Annotated in this window: 15 protein-coding genes; 6 read left to right on the forward strand and 9 right to left on the reverse strand. The window is 44.1% G+C overall.

From position 1 onward, the window contains the following. Positions 1-22 precede the first annotated feature (22 nt). Positions 23-2,821 (reverse strand): 2-oxoglutarate dehydrogenase E1 component, encoded by a 2,799-nt coding sequence (locus D2V05_RS15820; protein WP_119648537.1) that lies wholly within the window; start codon positions 2,819-2,821, stop codon positions 23-25. Between the two features lie 210 nt (positions 2,822-3,031). Here D2V05_RS15820 and D2V05_RS15825 point away from each other — a divergent pair, with 210 nt between their 5' ends. Beyond that, entirely contained in the window at positions 3,032-4,132 is a 1,101-nt protein-coding gene (locus D2V05_RS15825) for an acyltransferase family protein (protein ID WP_119648538.1), read from the forward strand. A gap of 5 nt (positions 4,133-4,137) precedes the next feature. On the opposite strand, the gene D2V05_RS15830 is transcribed toward D2V05_RS15825, so the two are convergent. Genes D2V05_RS15830 through D2V05_RS15840 form a run of 3 tightly spaced genes read right to left on the reverse strand, consistent with a single transcriptional unit; the run spans position 4,138 to position 6,708 of the window. After that, the gene (locus D2V05_RS15830; RefSeq protein WP_119648539.1) at positions 4,138-4,494 is read right to left on the reverse strand and encodes a hypothetical protein; all 357 of its coding nucleotides are present in this window, start codon (positions 4,492-4,494) and stop codon (positions 4,138-4,140) included. A 26-nt stretch (positions 4,495-4,520) separates the two neighbouring features. Then, positions 4,521-5,552 (reverse strand): UDP-glucose 4-epimerase GalE, encoded by a 1,032-nt coding sequence (gene galE / locus D2V05_RS15835; RefSeq protein ID WP_119648540.1) that lies wholly within the window; start codon positions 5,550-5,552, stop codon positions 4,521-4,523. Position 5,553: 1 nt separating this feature from the next. Next, positions 5,554-6,708 (reverse strand): DegT/DnrJ/EryC1/StrS family aminotransferase, encoded by a 1,155-nt coding sequence (locus tag D2V05_RS15840; RefSeq protein ID WP_119648541.1) that lies wholly within the window; start codon positions 6,706-6,708, stop codon positions 5,554-5,556. An 82-nt stretch (positions 6,709-6,790) separates the two neighbouring features. On the opposite strand from D2V05_RS15840, the gene D2V05_RS15845 reads away from it, so the two are divergent. From D2V05_RS15845 to D2V05_RS19730, 3 genes are all read left to right on the forward strand, one after another. Beyond that, positions 6,791-8,032: a 3-deoxy-D-manno-octulosonic acid transferase gene (locus D2V05_RS15845; protein WP_119648542.1), complete on the forward strand. Its 1,242-nt coding sequence runs from the start codon at positions 6,791-6,793 to the stop codon at positions 8,030-8,032. A gap of 32 nt (positions 8,033-8,064) precedes the next feature. Beyond that, positions 8,065-9,456 (forward strand): sugar porter family MFS transporter, encoded by a 1,392-nt coding sequence (locus D2V05_RS15850; RefSeq protein WP_119648543.1) that lies wholly within the window; start codon positions 8,065-8,067, stop codon positions 9,454-9,456. A gap of 105 nt (positions 9,457-9,561) precedes the next feature. After that, the gene (locus tag D2V05_RS19730) at positions 9,562-9,708 is read left to right on the forward strand and encodes a hypothetical protein (protein ID WP_182859079.1); all 147 of its coding nucleotides are present in this window, start codon (positions 9,562-9,564) and stop codon (positions 9,706-9,708) included. On the opposite strand, the gene D2V05_RS15855 is transcribed toward D2V05_RS19730, so the two are convergent. The 5 genes from D2V05_RS15855 to D2V05_RS15875 form a co-directional block, all read right to left on the reverse strand. Further along, positions 9,705-10,331, reverse strand: a complete 627-nt coding sequence (locus D2V05_RS15855) for a hypothetical protein (protein ID WP_119648544.1) — start codon at positions 10,329-10,331, stop codon at positions 9,705-9,707. The genes D2V05_RS19730 and D2V05_RS15855 overlap by 4 nt on opposite strands. Positions 10,332-10,378: 47 nt before the next feature. Further along, positions 10,379-10,678 carry an HPF/RaiA family ribosome-associated protein gene (locus D2V05_RS15860; RefSeq protein WP_119638508.1) on the reverse strand — a complete coding sequence of 100 codons (300 nt, stop codon included), beginning with the start codon at positions 10,676-10,678 and terminating at the stop codon, positions 10,379-10,381. 80 nt (positions 10,679-10,758) lie between these two features. Beyond that, a complete protein-coding gene (locus D2V05_RS15865) occupies positions 10,759-12,081 on the reverse strand; it encodes an ATP-dependent 6-phosphofructokinase (protein WP_119648545.1) in 1,323 nt (440 codons plus the stop codon). 11 nt (positions 12,082-12,092) lie between these two features. Next, positions 12,093-13,709: a phosphoenolpyruvate carboxykinase (ATP) gene (gene pckA, locus D2V05_RS15870; protein ID WP_119648627.1), complete on the reverse strand. Its 1,617-nt coding sequence runs from the start codon at positions 13,707-13,709 to the stop codon at positions 12,093-12,095. A 195-nt stretch (positions 13,710-13,904) separates the two neighbouring features. Then, entirely contained in the window at positions 13,905-14,696 is a 792-nt protein-coding gene (locus D2V05_RS15875) for a universal stress protein (protein ID WP_119648546.1), read from the reverse strand. 195 nt (positions 14,697-14,891) lie between these two features. Here D2V05_RS15875 and D2V05_RS15880 point away from each other — a divergent pair, with 195 nt between their 5' ends. After that, positions 14,892-15,860, forward strand: a complete 969-nt coding sequence (locus tag D2V05_RS15880; RefSeq protein ID WP_119648547.1) for an ROK family protein — start codon at positions 14,892-14,894, stop codon at positions 15,858-15,860. Between the two features lie 90 nt (positions 15,861-15,950). Next, a complete protein-coding gene (locus D2V05_RS15885; protein WP_119648548.1) occupies positions 15,951-16,679 on the forward strand; it encodes an energy transducer TonB in 729 nt (242 codons plus the stop codon). Positions 16,680-16,734 lie beyond the last annotated feature (55 nt).

Below are 16,734 nucleotides of genomic sequence, written 5' to 3' on the forward strand. Positions count from 1 at the left end.
GCTATTATAGTTTATACTTGTATTATCGAATTAACATATTGTCCTTACTCTTGTCGAAAACATACTCCAACACCTGGGCATGTCGTCTTTTGGAACGCACCGCGCTACCTGCGGCAGGAGCTCCGTAAAATCTTCGGGATGCCACCCTGAATTGCTTGGCTTCGTCCAAATGCATCAACATATGGCCCCAAGCGCCCATGTTCCTTGGTTCTTCCTGTGCCCAAACGATGTCGTCCGCATTCTTGTATTTTTTGATGATGTCCCTCATTTCGTCCGCCGGCAACGGGAACAATTGTTCCACCCTTACCAAAGCTACGTCATCCCTGTTCAATTCTTCTTTTTTATCCAAAAGATCATAATAGAACTTACCGGTACAGAACACCAACGTTTTTACTTTGGACACCTTGGCTTCCGCATCATCAATGACCATTTGGAAGCTTCCGTTGGCCATTTCCTCTTTGGTGGATACCACCTTGGGATGCCTCAAGAGACTTTTAGGCGTGAAGACTACCAATGGTTTCCTGAACCCAGCCTTCATTTGTCTACGGAACAAGTGGAACAGGTTGGCCGGCGTGGTTACATCGGCCACAAACATGTTGTCCTTGGCACAAAGTTGTAAATATCTTTCCATACGTGCCGAAGAGTGCTCCGCTCCCTGACCTTCATAACCATGGGGCAACAATAGCACCAATCCGTTCTGCAATTTCCATTTATCCTCTGCCGCGGACAGATATTGGTCGATGATGATCTGGGCACCATTACTAAAATCCCCGAATTGTGCTTCCCAAATGGTCAACGTTTTGGGACTGGCCATGGCATATCCATAATCAAAGCCCATAACGGCATACTCCGAAAGCAAGGAATTGTAGATATGGAACTTACCATTTTGATTGGAACCCAATTCGTTCAATAAGGTAATTTCCTCTTCGTGCATTTCGGTCTTGATCACGGCGTGGCGGTGGGAGAAGGTTCCCCGTTCCACATCCTGACCTGACATACGCACATCATACCCTTCTTCGATCAAAGATCCGTAGGCCAAAAGTTCACCCATGGCCCAATCGAGGTTGTTGTCCTCAAAATACATGGCATGACGGGCCTCGACCAAACGTTCCAATTTTCTCAAGAATTTTTTCCCTTCGGGAAGTGCGGTGATGCTCTTGGCAATCTCATCCAACTTCTTAAGGTCGTAGGTGGTATCCATGGGCGCAAGCATCACCTCTTCGGTCACTTGCTGAAACCCTTCCCACTCATCCTGCATGAAAGGAGTAATCCTGGTCTTTTCTATTTTACGGGAATCCAAAAGATCTTCTTCCAAGCTCGTTTTGTAATCCTCTTCTAATCGACTTACATAATCCTTGTCGATAATGCCTTCTGCCAATAACTTTTGTGCATAGATATCCCGTGGATTATCATGCTTGGAGATGGCCTTATACAACAATGGTTGGGTGAATTTAGGTTCATCCCCTTCGTTGTGACCATATTTTCGATATCCCAAAAGGTCAAGGAATACATCACGTTGATATCTCATCCTGTACTCCAGGGCAAAGGTGGCTGCATGAACCACAGCCTCTGCGTCATCCGCATTTACGTGAAGTACGGGTGATAAGGTTACCTTGCCTACATCGGTACAATACGTGGATGAACGGGCATCCAAATAGTTGGTGGTAAACCCGATCTGGTTGTTCACCACAATATGTATGGTGCCGCCAGTTGCATAACCGTCCAAACGGGCCATTTGTATTACTTCATATACCACACCCTGACCCGCAAATGCGGCATCCCCGTGCACCAAAATAGGAAGCACTTCAGAGACATTGTCAACGTGGTCATGGTCTTGCTTAGCTCTTGCGATACCTTCCACAACGGAATTTACCGTTTCCAAGTGGGAAGGGTTGGGGGCAATGTTCATGTTGACCATTTTACCTGAATCGGTCTCCCGCATGGAGGTCCAACCCAAGTGATATTTTACGTCCCCATCAAAGATGGTCTCTTCGTAATCCTTACCATCGAACTCGCTGAAAATATCCTTTGGCGACTTTCCAAAGATATTGGTCAACACGTTCAAACGTCCGCGGTGGGCCATACCCATCACAAACTGCTTCACCCCTTGATCGGCAGCTTTTTCAATGATCACATCCAAGGCAGGGATCAAGGTTTCGTTCCCTTCCAAGGAAAAGCGTTTTTGCCCCACATATTTGGTATGCAAAAAGCTTTCAAAGGAAACGGCCTCATTTAATTTTCGGAGGATGTTCTTTTTCTCATCCGCGGTAAAATTGGGATGGTTGTCGTTCACGTTCAACCAATCCTGGATCCATTGGATACGTTCCGGAGTGCGGATGTACATGTACTCCACCCCGATGGAATTGCAATAAATGCTCTCCAAGTGGGTAATGATCTCCTTTAAGGTCGATGGACCAATGCCCAAAATCTTTCCTGCATCGAACACCGTGTTCATGTCCTCTTGGGTGAGGCCAAAATTGGCAATCTCCAAGGTAGGCTCATATTTTCTACGTTCCCTTACCGGATTGGTCTTGGTAAAAAGGTGTCCCCGGGTACGGTAGCCGTCAATAAGGCGAATGACCTGAAACTCCTTTTGAAGGGTTTCGGGCATTTCCACCTGCTTGCCATTGGTAAGCACGACCATCCCGGTCTTTTCGGATTCGATCCCCAAATCGTCCAAGGAGCTTTCGAGACCGAAATCAAATCCTTGAAAAAAAGCCCTCCAACTGGGCTCAATACTATCGGGGTTCGTTAGGTATTTATCGTACAGCTCCGCAAAAAACGAGGTATGCGCAGCATTTAAAAATGAATATTTGTCCATTCTTCCTGTTTCTCCAAAACTTTATGGAAAATTTTGTCAAAAATACGGGTTTTACCATTCATACAAATGGCTTTTAACCAAATATTGTCCAAAAATTACAACTCTGTTACAGAACTAACGGGAAAGCCTGAATAATGAAATTTTTAACTCAAATCTGCCCCATAAACTAAAAAAAACATAACTTGGTTTCCACCAAAAAACCAACCTAACATGTCCGAACTTAAAAATCGATATCTTTCCCTTGATGTTTTCAGGGGTTTGGACGTCGCCTTAATGATCGTAGTTAACTCACCCGGCAATGGAGCCACTACTTTTGCCCCTCTCAACCATGCCAGTTGGAATGGTTTTACCCTGACCGACCTTGTATTCCCCACCTTTCTATTTGTGGTAGGAAACTCCATGAGCTTTAGCATGAAAAAATACGAGAGCATGGGTAGCGGTGCCGTTTTCAAAAAGGTATTCAAACGGACCGCTATTATTTTCTTGTTGGGATTTTTAATGTATTGGTTCCCTTTTTTTGACGACGGACATCTGAAACCCTTTGCGGAGACCCGAATTTTTGGTGTGTTGCAGCGCATTGCCCTGTGTTACATGTTTGCCTCGATCATACTCCATTTTGTAAAGTCGAAGACCGCTATCTGGCTGAGCCTTATTTTTCTGGTGGCCTACCATCTCATACTGATTGGTTTTGGCGACCTGACCCTTACCGGGAACGCCGTGCTGAAATTGGACGAATGGCTCATCGGCCCCAAACATATGTACCATGGTGAAGGAATGGCTTTTGACCCAGAGGGACTCTTGAGCACGTTACCAGCCATAGTAAACGTGATTATCGGTTTCTTGGCTGGGAAGTTCATCCAAAAGAACGGGCAGAACTTTGAAACTATCGCCAAATTGATGATGGTTGGTTTTGCACTGGTTTTTGCCGGTTTGGCCTGGGATCTCTTATTACCTATCAATAAAAAATTATGGACCAGTTCCTTTGTGTTGCTCACCTGTGGGATAGATTTGGTTGCCATTGCCACCCTGATCTATTTCCTCGACATGAAAAAAACCAAGGGATGGAGCTACTTTTTTGAAGTGTTCGGCAAAAACACCCTCTTCATCTATCTGTTATCGGAATTGTTCGTGATCACCCTATTTTCCATTGACGCGAACGGCTCCTCGCTTTACCGGTGGATTGCCGAAAATATATTCATATCATGGTCAGGAGGCTATATGGGATCCCTGTTGTTTGCTCTCTGGATCATGCTCACCTGCTGGGCAGTGGGGTACTTTATGGACAAGAAGGGCATCTATGTGAAAGTATGACGGGTTCAGCTGCTGTATTTGGCCTTGTACCAAACTTTTTGCCACTCGCGTTTCAACAATAAAAAGGCTACTTCCGCGGCAACATCCACTGCGTCGGAAGGGGCTATCTTTTTTACTTCATTCTCCGAAATATCCACCACGTATAACAGGTTGAGATACTCAGGGAATTTTTCCACGATAAGGAAATAGATTTTTTCATGAAGGAGACTCTTCAATTCAGTTGGCGTTACATCCATTGAAATTTGGATGGGTACATTGGCAAGGTCAAAATCCTTTTTGAGCTGGAGCAACAACTTTTTATACAATTGTTCCCGCTGGACTACCTCGAGCAACTCCAAACTAGTATTGTAATTGGACAGCATATCTTATTTACGTCCAAAAACTCCTTTTAGGACTTACCTTTCTTTGAATTTCTGACCTTTTTCTCCCAGTCCCAGGCAGTTTTCATGGCTTCATCCAAAGTGGCTTTGGCTCTCCAGCCCAAAACTTGGTTGGCTTTAGTAGTATCTGCATACGCCTGAATCACATCTCCTGCTCTTCTGTCCACAACCTTATAATTGAGTTTTTGTCCAGATACTTTTTCAAAACTTTGAATCACTTCCAAAACGGAGCTTCCTTTGCCCGTTCCCAGGTTGAATATTTCGTAGTTGGATGCATTATTACCATCCAACAAACGCTGCAATGCTTTCACATGGGCCTTAGCGAGGTCTACCACATAAATGTAATCGCGGATACAAGTGCCATCTTCCGTTGGGTAATCATCCCCAAATACCGAAAGTTGCTCCCTTAACCCAATTGCTGTTTGGGTAATAAAGGGCACCAAATTTTGGGGCACTCCGATTGGCAACTCGCCTATCTGTATGGATGGGTGCGCACCAATCGGGTTAAAATATCGGAGTGCAATGGCCTTTATATCTTGATTTACGCTGCAGGTATCCCGTATGATTTCCTCTCCTATTTGTTTGGTATTGCCATAAGGAGATTCTGCAGGTTTTACAGGCGCATCCTCTGTAATCGGAAGCTTATCTGCTTGCCCGTATACAGTGCATGAAGAACTGAAGATGAAATTACCACCTCCTTTTTTCTCCAATTCTTGAAGGATATAGACCAAAACTCCCAAGTTGTTCTCATAGTACAAAAGCGGTTTTCCCACACTTTCGCCCACAGCTTTGGAAGCAGCAAAATGGATAACCCCACCAATGTCATATTTTCCGAAAAATTCCTGGACCTTCAATTTATCCCGAAGATCAAATTTTTCAAAAATGGGTCTTTTCCCAGTGATGGCCTCAATACCATCCAAAACATCAATGGAGGAGTTGGAAAGGTTGTCTACCACCACAACATCAAAACCTTCGTTCAGTAATTCAACAACTGTGTGCGAGCCTATAAAACCAAGGCCTCCCGTTACTAGTATTTTCATTTTATTGGTTTACAAAGTCGATGACCAATTTGGTGATGAACGCTATCTGCTCATCATCCAACTCGGTATGCATGGGCAATGAAATCACTTCCTTTACCAATTGGTTGGTCACTGGAAAATCCGCTTCATTATACCGACTATCCGCATAGGCTTTTTGCTTATGTAGGGGAACAGGATAGTACACTCCACAAGGAACGTTGTTTTCATTCAAATGTTTTACCAGATCATCCCTTTTCCCATTTAAAATTCTTAGGGTATACTGATGGAAAACATGACAATCACAGGTATTCTGCCCCATACCACAGGCACAAGTAATCTTAGGCACAACAATATGCTCCTGCCCTTGGAAAGCCTTGGTATATTTTGCTGCGGATTGCCAACGTTGTTTGTTGTATCCATCCAATTTGGGTAGTTTCGCCTTAAGCACAGCAGCTTGAATAGAGTCCAAGCGGGAATTTACACCAACTACATCATGATAATACCGTTCATACATCCCATGGTTCACAATACCGCGAATGGTGTGGGCCAATTCATCATCATTGGTAAAAATGGCACCGCCGTCTCCATAACATCCTAAATTTTTGGAGGGAAAGAATGATGTAGAAGCCACATGACCGATGGTGCCCGCTTTTTGTTTTTTACCATTTTTGGAGGTGTACGTTGCCCCGATAGCCTGCGCATTGTCCTCGATTACATAAAGATTGTGCTTTTTTGCCAAATCCATGATGGCATCCATATTGGCACATTGCCCGAACAGGTGCACGGGAACAATGGCTTTGGTCTTTGGGGTGATAGCTCTTTCAATCGCAGCAACGTCTATGTTGAAGGTATCCGGTTCCACGTCCACCAAAACCGGGGTCAGGTTCAGCAAAGCGATTACCTCAACCGTGGCGGCAAAAGTAAAATCGGCCGTAATGACTTCATCACCGGGCTGAAGCCCTAATCCCATCATACAGATCTGAAGGGCATCCGTGCCATTGGCACAGGGAATCACATGTTTTACCCCCAAATATTCTTGTAGTTCTTTTTGGAATGCATGCACATAGGGGCCGTTGATGAATGCCGAGGTTTCCATAATCTCAGCTATCGAATCGTTGACCTCTTTTTTTATGCCTTCATATTGACCATTCAGGTCAACCATCTGTATTTTTTTCATCGGATTTGATTATGCTGCAAAATTAAGAAATTAAGATACCATAATGGCCTCTTGGGGAAAGAATGTATTTTAGCAAAAATTGATGCCTTTGCGTTTTTTGTACAACATTTTGGTCAATCTTGCCTGGACCGGGCTTCATGTGCTCGCATTGTTCCAACCCAAGATAAAATTGTTCGTGTCTGGGAGGAAGGAGACATTTCCACTTCTAAAGGAAAAACTTTCTCCAAACGCCAAGACTATTTGGATGCATGTGGCCTCTTTGGGCGAATTTGAACAAGGCCTCCCGATTCTGGAACGCCTTCGTTCACAACACCCAAATCATCAAATTGTGCTTACCTTTTTCTCCCCTTCGGGATACGAGGTGAAAAAGAACACCCCTGTTGCGGATGTGACAGCCTATCTGCCCATGGACACCCTTTCCAATGCCACACGATTCCTGGACTTGGTGAAACCAGAACTCGTCATCTTTGTGAAATATGAAATCTGGCCCAACTATCTTGACCAATTAAAAAAGAGAGGCATTCCCACTTTTCTTGTCTCGGCCATCTTTTCCAAAAGGCAGGTGTATTTCAAATTTTACGGCGGGTTTATGCGAAACAGTCTAAAGACCTTTTCCCACTTTTTTGTCCAAGACGAAAACTCCAAAATCCTCTTGCAATCCATCGGTTTTGAAAATGTTACCGTTGGCGGTGATACCCGACTGGACCGTGTTTCCGAGATTTTGAAAAGAGACAACCGATTGGAGTTCATGGATCGTTTCAAAAACGGGCAATTTTGTTTCGTAGCCGGAAGCACTTGGCCCGAGGATGAGGAAATATTGATTAACTATATCAATTCGGTACAGGAACCTATTAAATTTGTCATCGCACCACACGAGATCAAACCCGCCCATGTAGAAAAAATCATCGGTGCCCTTCAAAAAAAGGTCGTGTGTTATTCCGATATGGAAGATAAAAATCTAAAAGATTTTGATGTGCTTATTATCGACACCATTGGCATCCTCACCAAAGTGTATAGCTATGCGGATTTCGCTTATGTTGGGGGGGGCTTTGCCACAGGGCTGCACAATACTATGGAACCCGCCGTTTTTGGAATCCCCATCATCATCGGTCCCCAGTACCATGGCTTTAAGGAAGCGGAAGACTTGGTGACCAAAGGAGGTATCCTTTCCATATCCGATCAGGATGGGTTTAATGAATTGATGCGTAAGTTGATAGAAAATCCAGCAAAAGCAAAGGAACAGGGCATTATCAATTCCGCCTACATCAACGCCAATGTTGGGGCAGCCAATCGCATTCTGGATCATATTTCCCAATTTTTATAAAATTTGGTTAGCTTTAACAAATTTCAACCAACATGGACAAACGTATTTTCAGAATTTCATTGACCGCTGCCCTTGCAGGTTTTTTGTTCGGGTTTGACACCGTGGTCATCTCCGGGGCCAACCAACCCATAAAAGAACTTTGGAACACCAACTGGTTTTTGGGCGATTCCATTTTTACTTTTCACGGTATTTTCATCATGTCCATGGCCCTTTGGGGCACCGTTTTGGGATCGCTTTTTGGAGGTATTCCTACCGACCGTTTGGGGAGAAAAAATACGTTGTTCTGGATTGGAGTCCTTTATTTTGTGTCGGCCGTTGGTTCAGCCTTGGCCCCAGAGGCCTATAGTTTTTCGCTTTTTAGGTTTATTGGCGGTGTGGGAGTTGGGGCCTCGTCCGTTGCGGCACCGGTCTACATTTCAGAAATATCCACCGCCGAAACCAGAGGAAGGTTGACCGCCATGTACCAGTTCAATATTGTATTCGGTATCCTCATCGCCTTTATATCCAACTACCTTATCGGAATAGTATTTGATGAGCACGTGGCTTGGCGATGGATGCTCGGTGTGGAAGGCATACCTGCCTTGATCTATACCTTAATGGTACTGAAAATCCCCAACAGTCCACGATGGCTGTTGATGAAGGAGCGTGCCGATGCCATTGTAATGGAATCCATAACCCTTTTGGGCATTGAAAAGGAGAGAGCCACCGTTTATCTTTCCGAAATCAAAGTAGCACTTTACGACACTGCTGAAAAACATAAGGAAAACCTGTTTTCCGGCAAGTACAACAAATCTTTGGTCTTGGCTTTTTTGATTGCTTTTTTCAACCAGTTGTCCGGGATCAACTTTGTACTGTACTATGCTCCCGAAATTTTAGAGCGTGCGGGACTTGCCTCTGGAGAATCCCTTTTTAGTTCCATATCCATTGGTGTCATCAACCTCATCTTCACCTTTGTGGGTATTGCTTTGATCGATAAGTTGGGCCGGAAACAATTGATGTACATCGGATCCATCGGATATATTTTGAGTTTATCGATGGTCGGTTGGTGTTTCTATTCCGGGGCCAGTTCTGTTTTGCTGCTCATCTTTATATTGATCTTCATCGCCTCCCACGCTGTGGGGCAAGGCGCGGTAATATGGGTGTTCATCTCGGAAATTTTCCCCAACAAGGTACGCTCCTACGGACAAGCTTGGGGAACGGGTACCCACTGGGTATTTGCCGCCCTAATCACTTTGCTCACACCCACTTTTTTGGACTCCGAAATCGGCGTTTTCAAAGAAAACCCATGGCCTATTTTTATCTTCTTTGCCCTTATGATGGTGCTCCAACTGCTATGGGTAATCTTTATGATGCCAGAGACCAAAGGAATCAGCTTGGAAGAATTGGGTAAATTGCTCAGCAAGAAAAAACAGAAGCCCAATTAATTGGTTTACAGCACATGCCATAAATCCATCCGTTAATCGAATATCGGGTTGATCCTTTGCAGGGAACAACAAATAATTCCGTACATTGATAGAAATTACACTATTATGGCAAATGAAGCTTCTTTTGGGGATAAGCTAATGGTCAGTTTTTTGCGGGTAATGGTCTTTGTACTGATCATTATCTTGATTGCGATTCCCGTTTGTATCCTATTGGATTTTTTGGGCGTGATGGACGCCTTGGGCTTCGCCTAAAAAATGACGTCCTGTTCGCCCATGGATTTTGTGATCACCTTTACGTAGTTACCTATCGTTTTTTCAATATTCGAGGGTTCGGTCACATCTACTTCGCCCCTCCATATCAACTCTCTTTCCTTGCCCACGCATATGCAGTATAGAGAGGTCTCCGCATGGTATATATTGAAGCTATCGTAGTACTCCGGATCGTAGTAAATGTCTTGGTGCTCTAAATAATCATTGCTGAAACGCACGAACATTTTATCAATATTGTTGAGGTGTTCCTTAAAGGTCCTTCTATTTTCAGTACCCACCACCTTAGTGAACAATATAGCATCGAAACCTTTGTCCAAAAGCTGTTGTTCCACCTCCTCGATCTCCTTTTCGGATCTTTGCGATGAGGTGAACTCCACATCAAATAGATCAATGCTGCGCATGGCATCCACACCCTGTTCTTTCAATTCGTCCACAAACTTGGTCTCAAACTCCATCCTGGCATTATCATCCTGGACCATGCCCACTACTAATACTTGGTATGCATCAAAAAGCACAATGTCAGGGTTCTTCCATGTGCCAACGAGTCTGGTAGAGGAACATCCCATGAGGAGAAACAGACTTAATATGAGCGATTTAGATTTCATTAGAGTTGATTTAGTGGTTCATGCGCAGCAAAGATCCAATTTATTGATTAATGTGTTGCAAAGGTTGCCTGTCTTTTCTCAAGCTGCCTTCTCAGGTCTTCAACGGTATTGGCCATGGACTTTTCAAAATCATCAGAACTGGATTTGGCAAAGATTCTTGGACCCGGTGCGCTAAGCTCGATCTCGCATACTTTGCCTTCTCCGGATTTATCGTTCTCTGTTTTAAAAAGCACGTTGGCCTTAATCAACCAACTGTATTTTGTTTCCAAACCTTCCAGTTTTTTCATCAACAATTGTGTCAATGATTCACTGGTCATCATTTTCTGATATTGAACATGTACTTCCATGATAATTGTTTTAATATATACTAAAGCTAATACTACATAAATTGATATTAAATGACAATTGTCAGTTTAATACCCGATCATTATCCCAAGGAGAAAGGTTGCCCTGTACTTTGCAGCACCGAAAACCAAAACTCCCCTTCCAGATTTATCTTTTTCCTTTTTTTGGTGACTTCGGAAATGGGCACGTAGACATATTTATTGTTCACCTTGCTGGCCACAAATTTGGTCTTGCCCGCCATAGCCCCGTGAACAGCATGATAGGCCAACCTGCTACAGTAAACGCTATCGCTGGAATTGGCCGGAGCACATCGCACAATGTAACTGGGGTCGATATATTTTATGGTCACCGGGGTTTCCTTGCCTTTAAAATAGGCTGTTATTTTTTCCTTTAAGAAAACACCTATATCCTCGTGTTTAATGTTCCCCGAAGCATCCTTGATTTCCTGTCTATGCTCGAACAATTGCTGACCGGCCCCTTCTGCAACTACGATCACAGCGTGTTTTTTCTGCTGCAAACGTTGCTCCAAAATGTTGAGAAATCCGTTCTCCCCTTCCAAACCAAAGTTCATTTCGGGCACCAGCACAAAATTTACAACAGGCATGGCCAAAGCCGCAGAAGCTGCTATAAAACCACTATCGCGCCCCATCAGCTTAATAATGGAAATACCGTTGTATGCCCCAGTGGCCTCATTGTGTGCATCCCTCAAAATAGGGCTGGCCACATCAAAAGCAGTTTCAAATCCAAAGGATTCATCAATAAGGTCAATGTCGTTGTCTATGGTCTTCGGAATGCCCACAACACTGATCTTGGCATTTCTTTTGGAGATTTCCTCCCCAAGGGCATTCACCCCTTTCAAGGTTCCATCACCCCCAATGGCAAACAACATATCCACATGGTTTTCTTGGAGGGTGTCGACCATGATTCCCACATCCTGGGCTCCCCTTGATGATCCCAAAAAAGTTCCCCCAAATTGATGGATGTCCCTCACCTTTTCAGGAGTAAGCTCAACAAAACCATGTCCCTTGGCCGGATTTAGCCCTTCATACCCATAGGGAATGCCTATGATTCTTTTTACTCCGTAGAAATAATGGAGGGCCATCACCAAACCGCGAATCACATTATTGATTCCCGGACATAATCCCCCGCAGGTAACAATGGCTGCCGTGGTCTTGTTAGATTCAAAAAAAATATGCTGCCGAGGGCCTGCCTGCTCCATGCATATTGGGGTTTCCCCTGTATTGAGACAATGATTGTAACGTTCAAGGGATAAATCAAAGACCAATCTATCCGTTTCACTTACAAAGTTGAACAGATGATCACCTTTGGTTGTGCTCAGTTTTAATGGGGATTCGTATTGGGATGCTCCCAACCGCTCTATTTCAAATGGATTTGTATCGCTCACTGTGTTGTATATTACAGGTGTTCGGTTAACGTATGATGCGAATCGATCAACGGGCCGCCATTAAGAATTTCTTCGGAGGCTTGGCTCGCAAACTTATCAAAGTTAATATGAAATGAATGTGCCAACTGAATCGCTTTGCTCACATAGGCCCCTTTTTGCAACCAAGTGTTCATCGGATCCAAGATTTCGGAGGGCACTCCCGGACAATACTTGGGCATGTGCAAACCAAAGATTGGATGGGTCTCATAATCCACATCATCCAATTTGCCTTCGAGAATGGCAGAGATCATGCCTCGGGTATATTTCAGTTTAATCCTGGAACCTACCCCGTATGGGCCACCACTCCATCCCGTATTGAGCAACCAAACATTCACTCCTGCCTCCGTCATTTTGCTGCTCAGCATCTCCGCATAAACCGTTGGATGCAAAGGCATAAAGGGCTCCCCAAAACATGCAGAGAACGATGGCACAGGCTCATTGATACCTGCCTCTGTTCCCGCAACTTTGGCGGTATAGCCAGAAATAAAATGGTACGCTGCCTGACCGGGTGTCAATTTAGAAACCGGTGGCAATACCCCAAAGGCGTCACACGTCAGGAAGAATATATTTTTTGGGTTTGAAGCGTAGGATGGCACCTGAATGTTATCAATATGGTCGATGGGATAACTCACCCTTGTATTTTGGGTAATGGTACTATCGAAGTAATCCACTTCCTTGGTTCCCTTTTTAAACACTATGTTCTCCAATAGGGCCCCAGGTCGGATGGCCCTAAAAATATCGGGCTCCTTTTCTTCGGTCAGATCGATTACTTTGGCATAGCATCCACCTTCAAAATTGAAAATGATATTTTCCTTGGTCCAACCGTGCTCGTCATCCCCGATGAGTTTTCGGTCCGGGTCAGCAGAAAGCGTGGTTTTTCCCGTTCCTGAAAGTCCAAAGAAAATGGCAGTATCGCCATCCTCCCCTACATTGGCGGAACAGTGCATGGGAAGTACTTCTTTTTCCACAGGAAGAATAAGGTTAAGGGCTGAGAATATACCTTTCTTCATTTCACCGGTATAGGCAGAACCCGCCACTAAGGCAATCTTCTTGGTAAAATTCAAAATGGAGAAGTTACCACTCAAGATACCAAAATCGGAAGGGTTTGGGGCCTCATACCCAGGCGCGCACAATACCAACCATTCTTCTTCAAAGTTATCCAACTCATTTTCCTTCAATCGCAAGAACATATTCTTGATGAAATAGTTGGACCAAGGATACTCGGTTATGGTCCTTACGTTCATCCGATATTTGGGATCCGCACATACAAAGGCATCCCTTACGTATACCTCCTTCCCTCCTAAATACTTGGCGACCTCGTCATAAAGCTTATCAAAGTTTTCTGGTGAAACGGGCTTGTTGATCCTTCCCCACCAGACCTTGTCCGTGGTATAGTCATCCTTTACCAAAAAACGGTCTTTGGGAGAGCGCCCTGTAAATTTTCCAGTATTCACACAAAGGGTCCCGTTTTCAGTCTCAACGCCCATACCCTTTTCTAAGGTTATCCTTTGCAAGGTTTCAGCGTCCAGGTTCCAATGGGCCGTTACATTGTGCAATCCATACTTGCCTAGGTCTTTGGTTGTGTCCATGTTTTTTTGTTTTTCAGTGGTTAAGAAACTCCATAGCATGGAGTCAAACATTAAATCAATATAAAGAAAGAGGAGGGCCGTTGCCCCCTCTTACTTAACATAATCAATGAACTTGTTGTCTTCTGCCGATATACCCAACGGATTTATGGCAATCCCCAAATTGATCCGCAGTGGCAGCATACTTTCTCCATCGGGTCAATCCAAGGCCAGTACCGGAACTTCCGAGTGAAGGGTCAACAATTTTGTCAAACGTCCTTCGGATGGAGTGCTTCTCATGGTATGGTTTCTTGGCAATATGGTCAATAGGTCAATATTCTTTTCTTTGATATAGTCCAGAATACCTTCCTCCACATCTTGGTTTTTATTGAAGGTATGCTCGGCATAAAAATGCTCCAAGTAGTACTCCAAAAGGTTTTCCGTATTCTCTTCAACAGCCTCTTCGGCATAAACGGATTCCTTGTAAATGGTCAGTACGTGTACCCGGGAGTCAAAGGTCCTCGCAATATCCAAAAGGGTTTTCAGCACATCTTTATCATCTATTTTATCACCTCCCAAGACCAATGCAATATCCTTGGGTTCCTTTATACTGCATCCATATGGAACGGAAATAACCGGACAATTGGCCTGAAGAACCAATTTTGAAGTATTTGTAATCGCTTCGTCCGTAATCTTATCGCCCATCGTACCCATCATGATCAAATCGGCACTGCTTTTCTCTTGGGCGGACAGAATGGTTTTGATAACATCACCTGTCTCTGTGGCAAAACTCGGCATCACTTTTAACCTTACGCTGATGGATTCCAACACCTTACCAAAATCCTTGATAAGCTTTTCCTGATCGCTAGGATCAATGGGCATACTGCTCACATAAAGGGCAAAAATTTCTATGGAACGTTCCGTGCCGACAAAGTTGGTCACATACTCCAATGCATTCAAGGAAGCCTCCGAAAAATCAAAGGGAACCAATATTTTTTTTAAACTGCTCATACCTATTTATTTAATTATTCCATAACTCCTATTTCAAAAATAGAGTCGACCCACGACCTAAAATATGACAGGAGTCAGGTTTTGAACTTTTGCATGATATTAGGAAATATTCTTCCTTTTTAAAAGCAAGGCGGGTTATTTTTTTGTCCCCATATTGGTTATATTTAAAAACTTCAAAAAATTGTAGCCCCAATTATGGATATAGTAATAGGAATCGACATAGGTGGTACCCAAACCAAAATGGGACTTGTGGACCAAAATGGTGAATGCCATGACAAGATCATTTTCAGAACCAAGGATTATCCGGATTTGGACAAGTATTTGGACAAGATCAAGGAAACTTCGGAGGAACTCATCAAGAACTTTGGGAAACCCGTCAATGTCTTGGGATGTGGTATCGGCGCGCCCAATGCATCCAGTAAAAATGGTACCATTGAAAATGCAAGTAACCTCGCCTGGAAAGGAAGCGTACCCTTGGTCGAAAAGCTCAAACAACGAATGGATATGCCCACCCGGATCATGAACGATGCCAGTGCGGCCGCCTTGGGCGAAATGCTCTTTGGCTGTGCGAAGAACATGACGGATTTTATCGTGATAACCCTGGGCACAGGATTTGGTGCCGGCATTGTGGCCAATGGACGATTGATCGACGGTTTTGATGGCTTTGCGGGAGAACTGGGCCATGTTGATATGACCATGGGAGATGGAAGGCTTACCGGACTTGGTGTTCGCGGTGGTCTGGAAGCCTACGTGTCCGCAACGGGACTTAAAAGGACCATTATGTACATGCAGAGCAAATATCTCACTGAAAGTAGGTTTCGTAGTATTGCTTACAATGACCTACATGGAGAGGACATCACCAAGGCTGCGGAAGAAGGGGATGAAATTGCCTTGATGGCCTTTGACTATACCGCCCGGATTATGGCACAGGCCCTAGCCAATTTTACGGCCTTTACCCAACCCGAAGCTTTTATCCTTATGGGCGGACTCACCAATAGTGGTAAATGGATCATGGACCCCTTGAAGGAATACTTTGAAAAGTTCCTATTGCAAGTCTACAAGGGAAAAGTGAAATTGATCCTTTCCGGTATGGAAGGAAAAACGGCCGCCATCTGTGGGGCGGCAGCCTTAATTTGGGAAAATCATAAAAATCAACCTAATTGATTAAAATATCCGCATTTTAAATACCTGATTATTATCATGTTTTTTGATTTTAGGCCTAGCTATCTTTAACCTAGTTAAATAGTAAAAGTCATGAAACCAAAAAAGAACCCAAATGCCGAAATAGGACGCAATAGTAGTCTTTATTTCATGTTAGGCCTTACTTCGGTATTGTTTGTAACATGGCAATCCTTAGAAGTAAAGGTCTATGAAAAGGAATCCAAAGCTTCAGAAATTGTGCAGGTAATGGACGAGCTTAAGGAAGATGTTCCCATCACAGAAATGATAAGAACCACTCCCCCACCCCCACCCCCATCCGCACCGGATGTGATCGAGATTGTGGAAGACGTGGAAGAAGTGGAAGAAACTGTGATCGAGAGTACAGAGAGTAGTCAGGATACCTACATTGAAGATGCCATTGTTAAAGTGGATGATGTAGATGTAGAGGAAGTGGAAGAGGAAATCGTGGTACCCTTTGCCATTATCGAGTACGTGCCTGTTTTCCCTGGATGCGAAATCTATCAAACCCAAGAAGAACGCAAGGAATGCTTCAACCAAAAGGTACAGGAGCATATCAAGGAAAACTTTACATACCCTCCCGCTGCATTGGACATGCAGATTACAGGCAGAGTATATGTACAGTTTGTGATCGATGCCCAAGGAAGGGTGACCGGCATTCAAAAAAGAGGTCCCGATAGGTTGTTGGAAGATGAAGCAGCTCGGATCATATCTTCCCTACCCAAAGTGAAACCTGGGCAACAACGCGGTAAAGCCGTGAGTGTAAAATACAGTATACCGATTAACTTCATCATGAAGCAGTAAGGGTTGGCTTAGCAGATGAAGCGGAAAAGGTCCAAAATATAATTTGGACCTTTTC

This window comes from Flagellimonas pelagia (assembly GCF_003584135.1).
Taxonomy (GTDB): domain Bacteria; phylum Bacteroidota; class Bacteroidia; order Flavobacteriales; family Flavobacteriaceae; genus Flagellimonas; species Flagellimonas pelagia.

Bases quoted from the DNA above. Each gene is read 5' to 3' on its own strand.
- D2V05_RS15820 (WP_119648537.1), bottom strand. From the start codon at position 2,821: ATGGACAAATATTCATTTTTAAATGCTGCGCATACCTCGTTTTTTGCG.
- D2V05_RS15825 (WP_119648538.1), top strand. From the start codon at position 3,032: ATGTCCGAACTTAAAAATCGATATCTTTCCCTTGATGTTTTCAGGGGT.
- D2V05_RS15830 (WP_119648539.1), bottom strand. From the start codon at position 4,494: ATGCTGTCCAATTACAATACTAGTTTGGAGTTGCTCGAGGTAGTCCAG.
- galE (WP_119648540.1), bottom strand. From the start codon at position 5,552: ATGAAAATACTAGTAACGGGAGGCCTTGGTTTTATAGGCTCGCACACA.
- D2V05_RS15840 (WP_119648541.1), bottom strand. From the start codon at position 6,708: ATGAAAAAAATACAGATGGTTGACCTGAATGGTCAATATGAAGGCATA.
- D2V05_RS15845 (WP_119648542.1), top strand. From the start codon at position 6,791: ATGCCTTTGCGTTTTTTGTACAACATTTTGGTCAATCTTGCCTGGACC.
- D2V05_RS15850 (WP_119648543.1), top strand. From the start codon at position 8,065: ATGGACAAACGTATTTTCAGAATTTCATTGACCGCTGCCCTTGCAGGT.
- D2V05_RS19730 (WP_182859079.1), top strand. From the start codon at position 9,562: ATGGCAAATGAAGCTTCTTTTGGGGATAAGCTAATGGTCAGTTTTTTG.
- D2V05_RS15855 (WP_119648544.1), bottom strand. From the start codon at position 10,331: ATGAAATCTAAATCGCTCATATTAAGTCTGTTTCTCCTCATGGGATGT.
- D2V05_RS15860 (WP_119638508.1), bottom strand. From the start codon at position 10,678: ATGGAAGTACATGTTCAATATCAGAAAATGATGACCAGTGAATCATTG.
- pckA (WP_119648627.1), bottom strand. From the start codon at position 13,709: ATGGACACAACCAAAGACCTAGGCAAGTATGGATTGCACAATGTAACG.
- D2V05_RS15875 (WP_119648546.1), bottom strand. From the start codon at position 14,696: ATGAGCAGTTTAAAAAAAATATTGGTTCCCTTTGATTTTTCGGAGGCT.
- D2V05_RS15880 (WP_119648547.1), top strand. From the start codon at position 14,892: ATGGATATAGTAATAGGAATCGACATAGGTGGTACCCAAACCAAAATG.
- D2V05_RS15885 (WP_119648548.1), top strand. From the start codon at position 15,951: ATGAAACCAAAAAAGAACCCAAATGCCGAAATAGGACGCAATAGTAGT.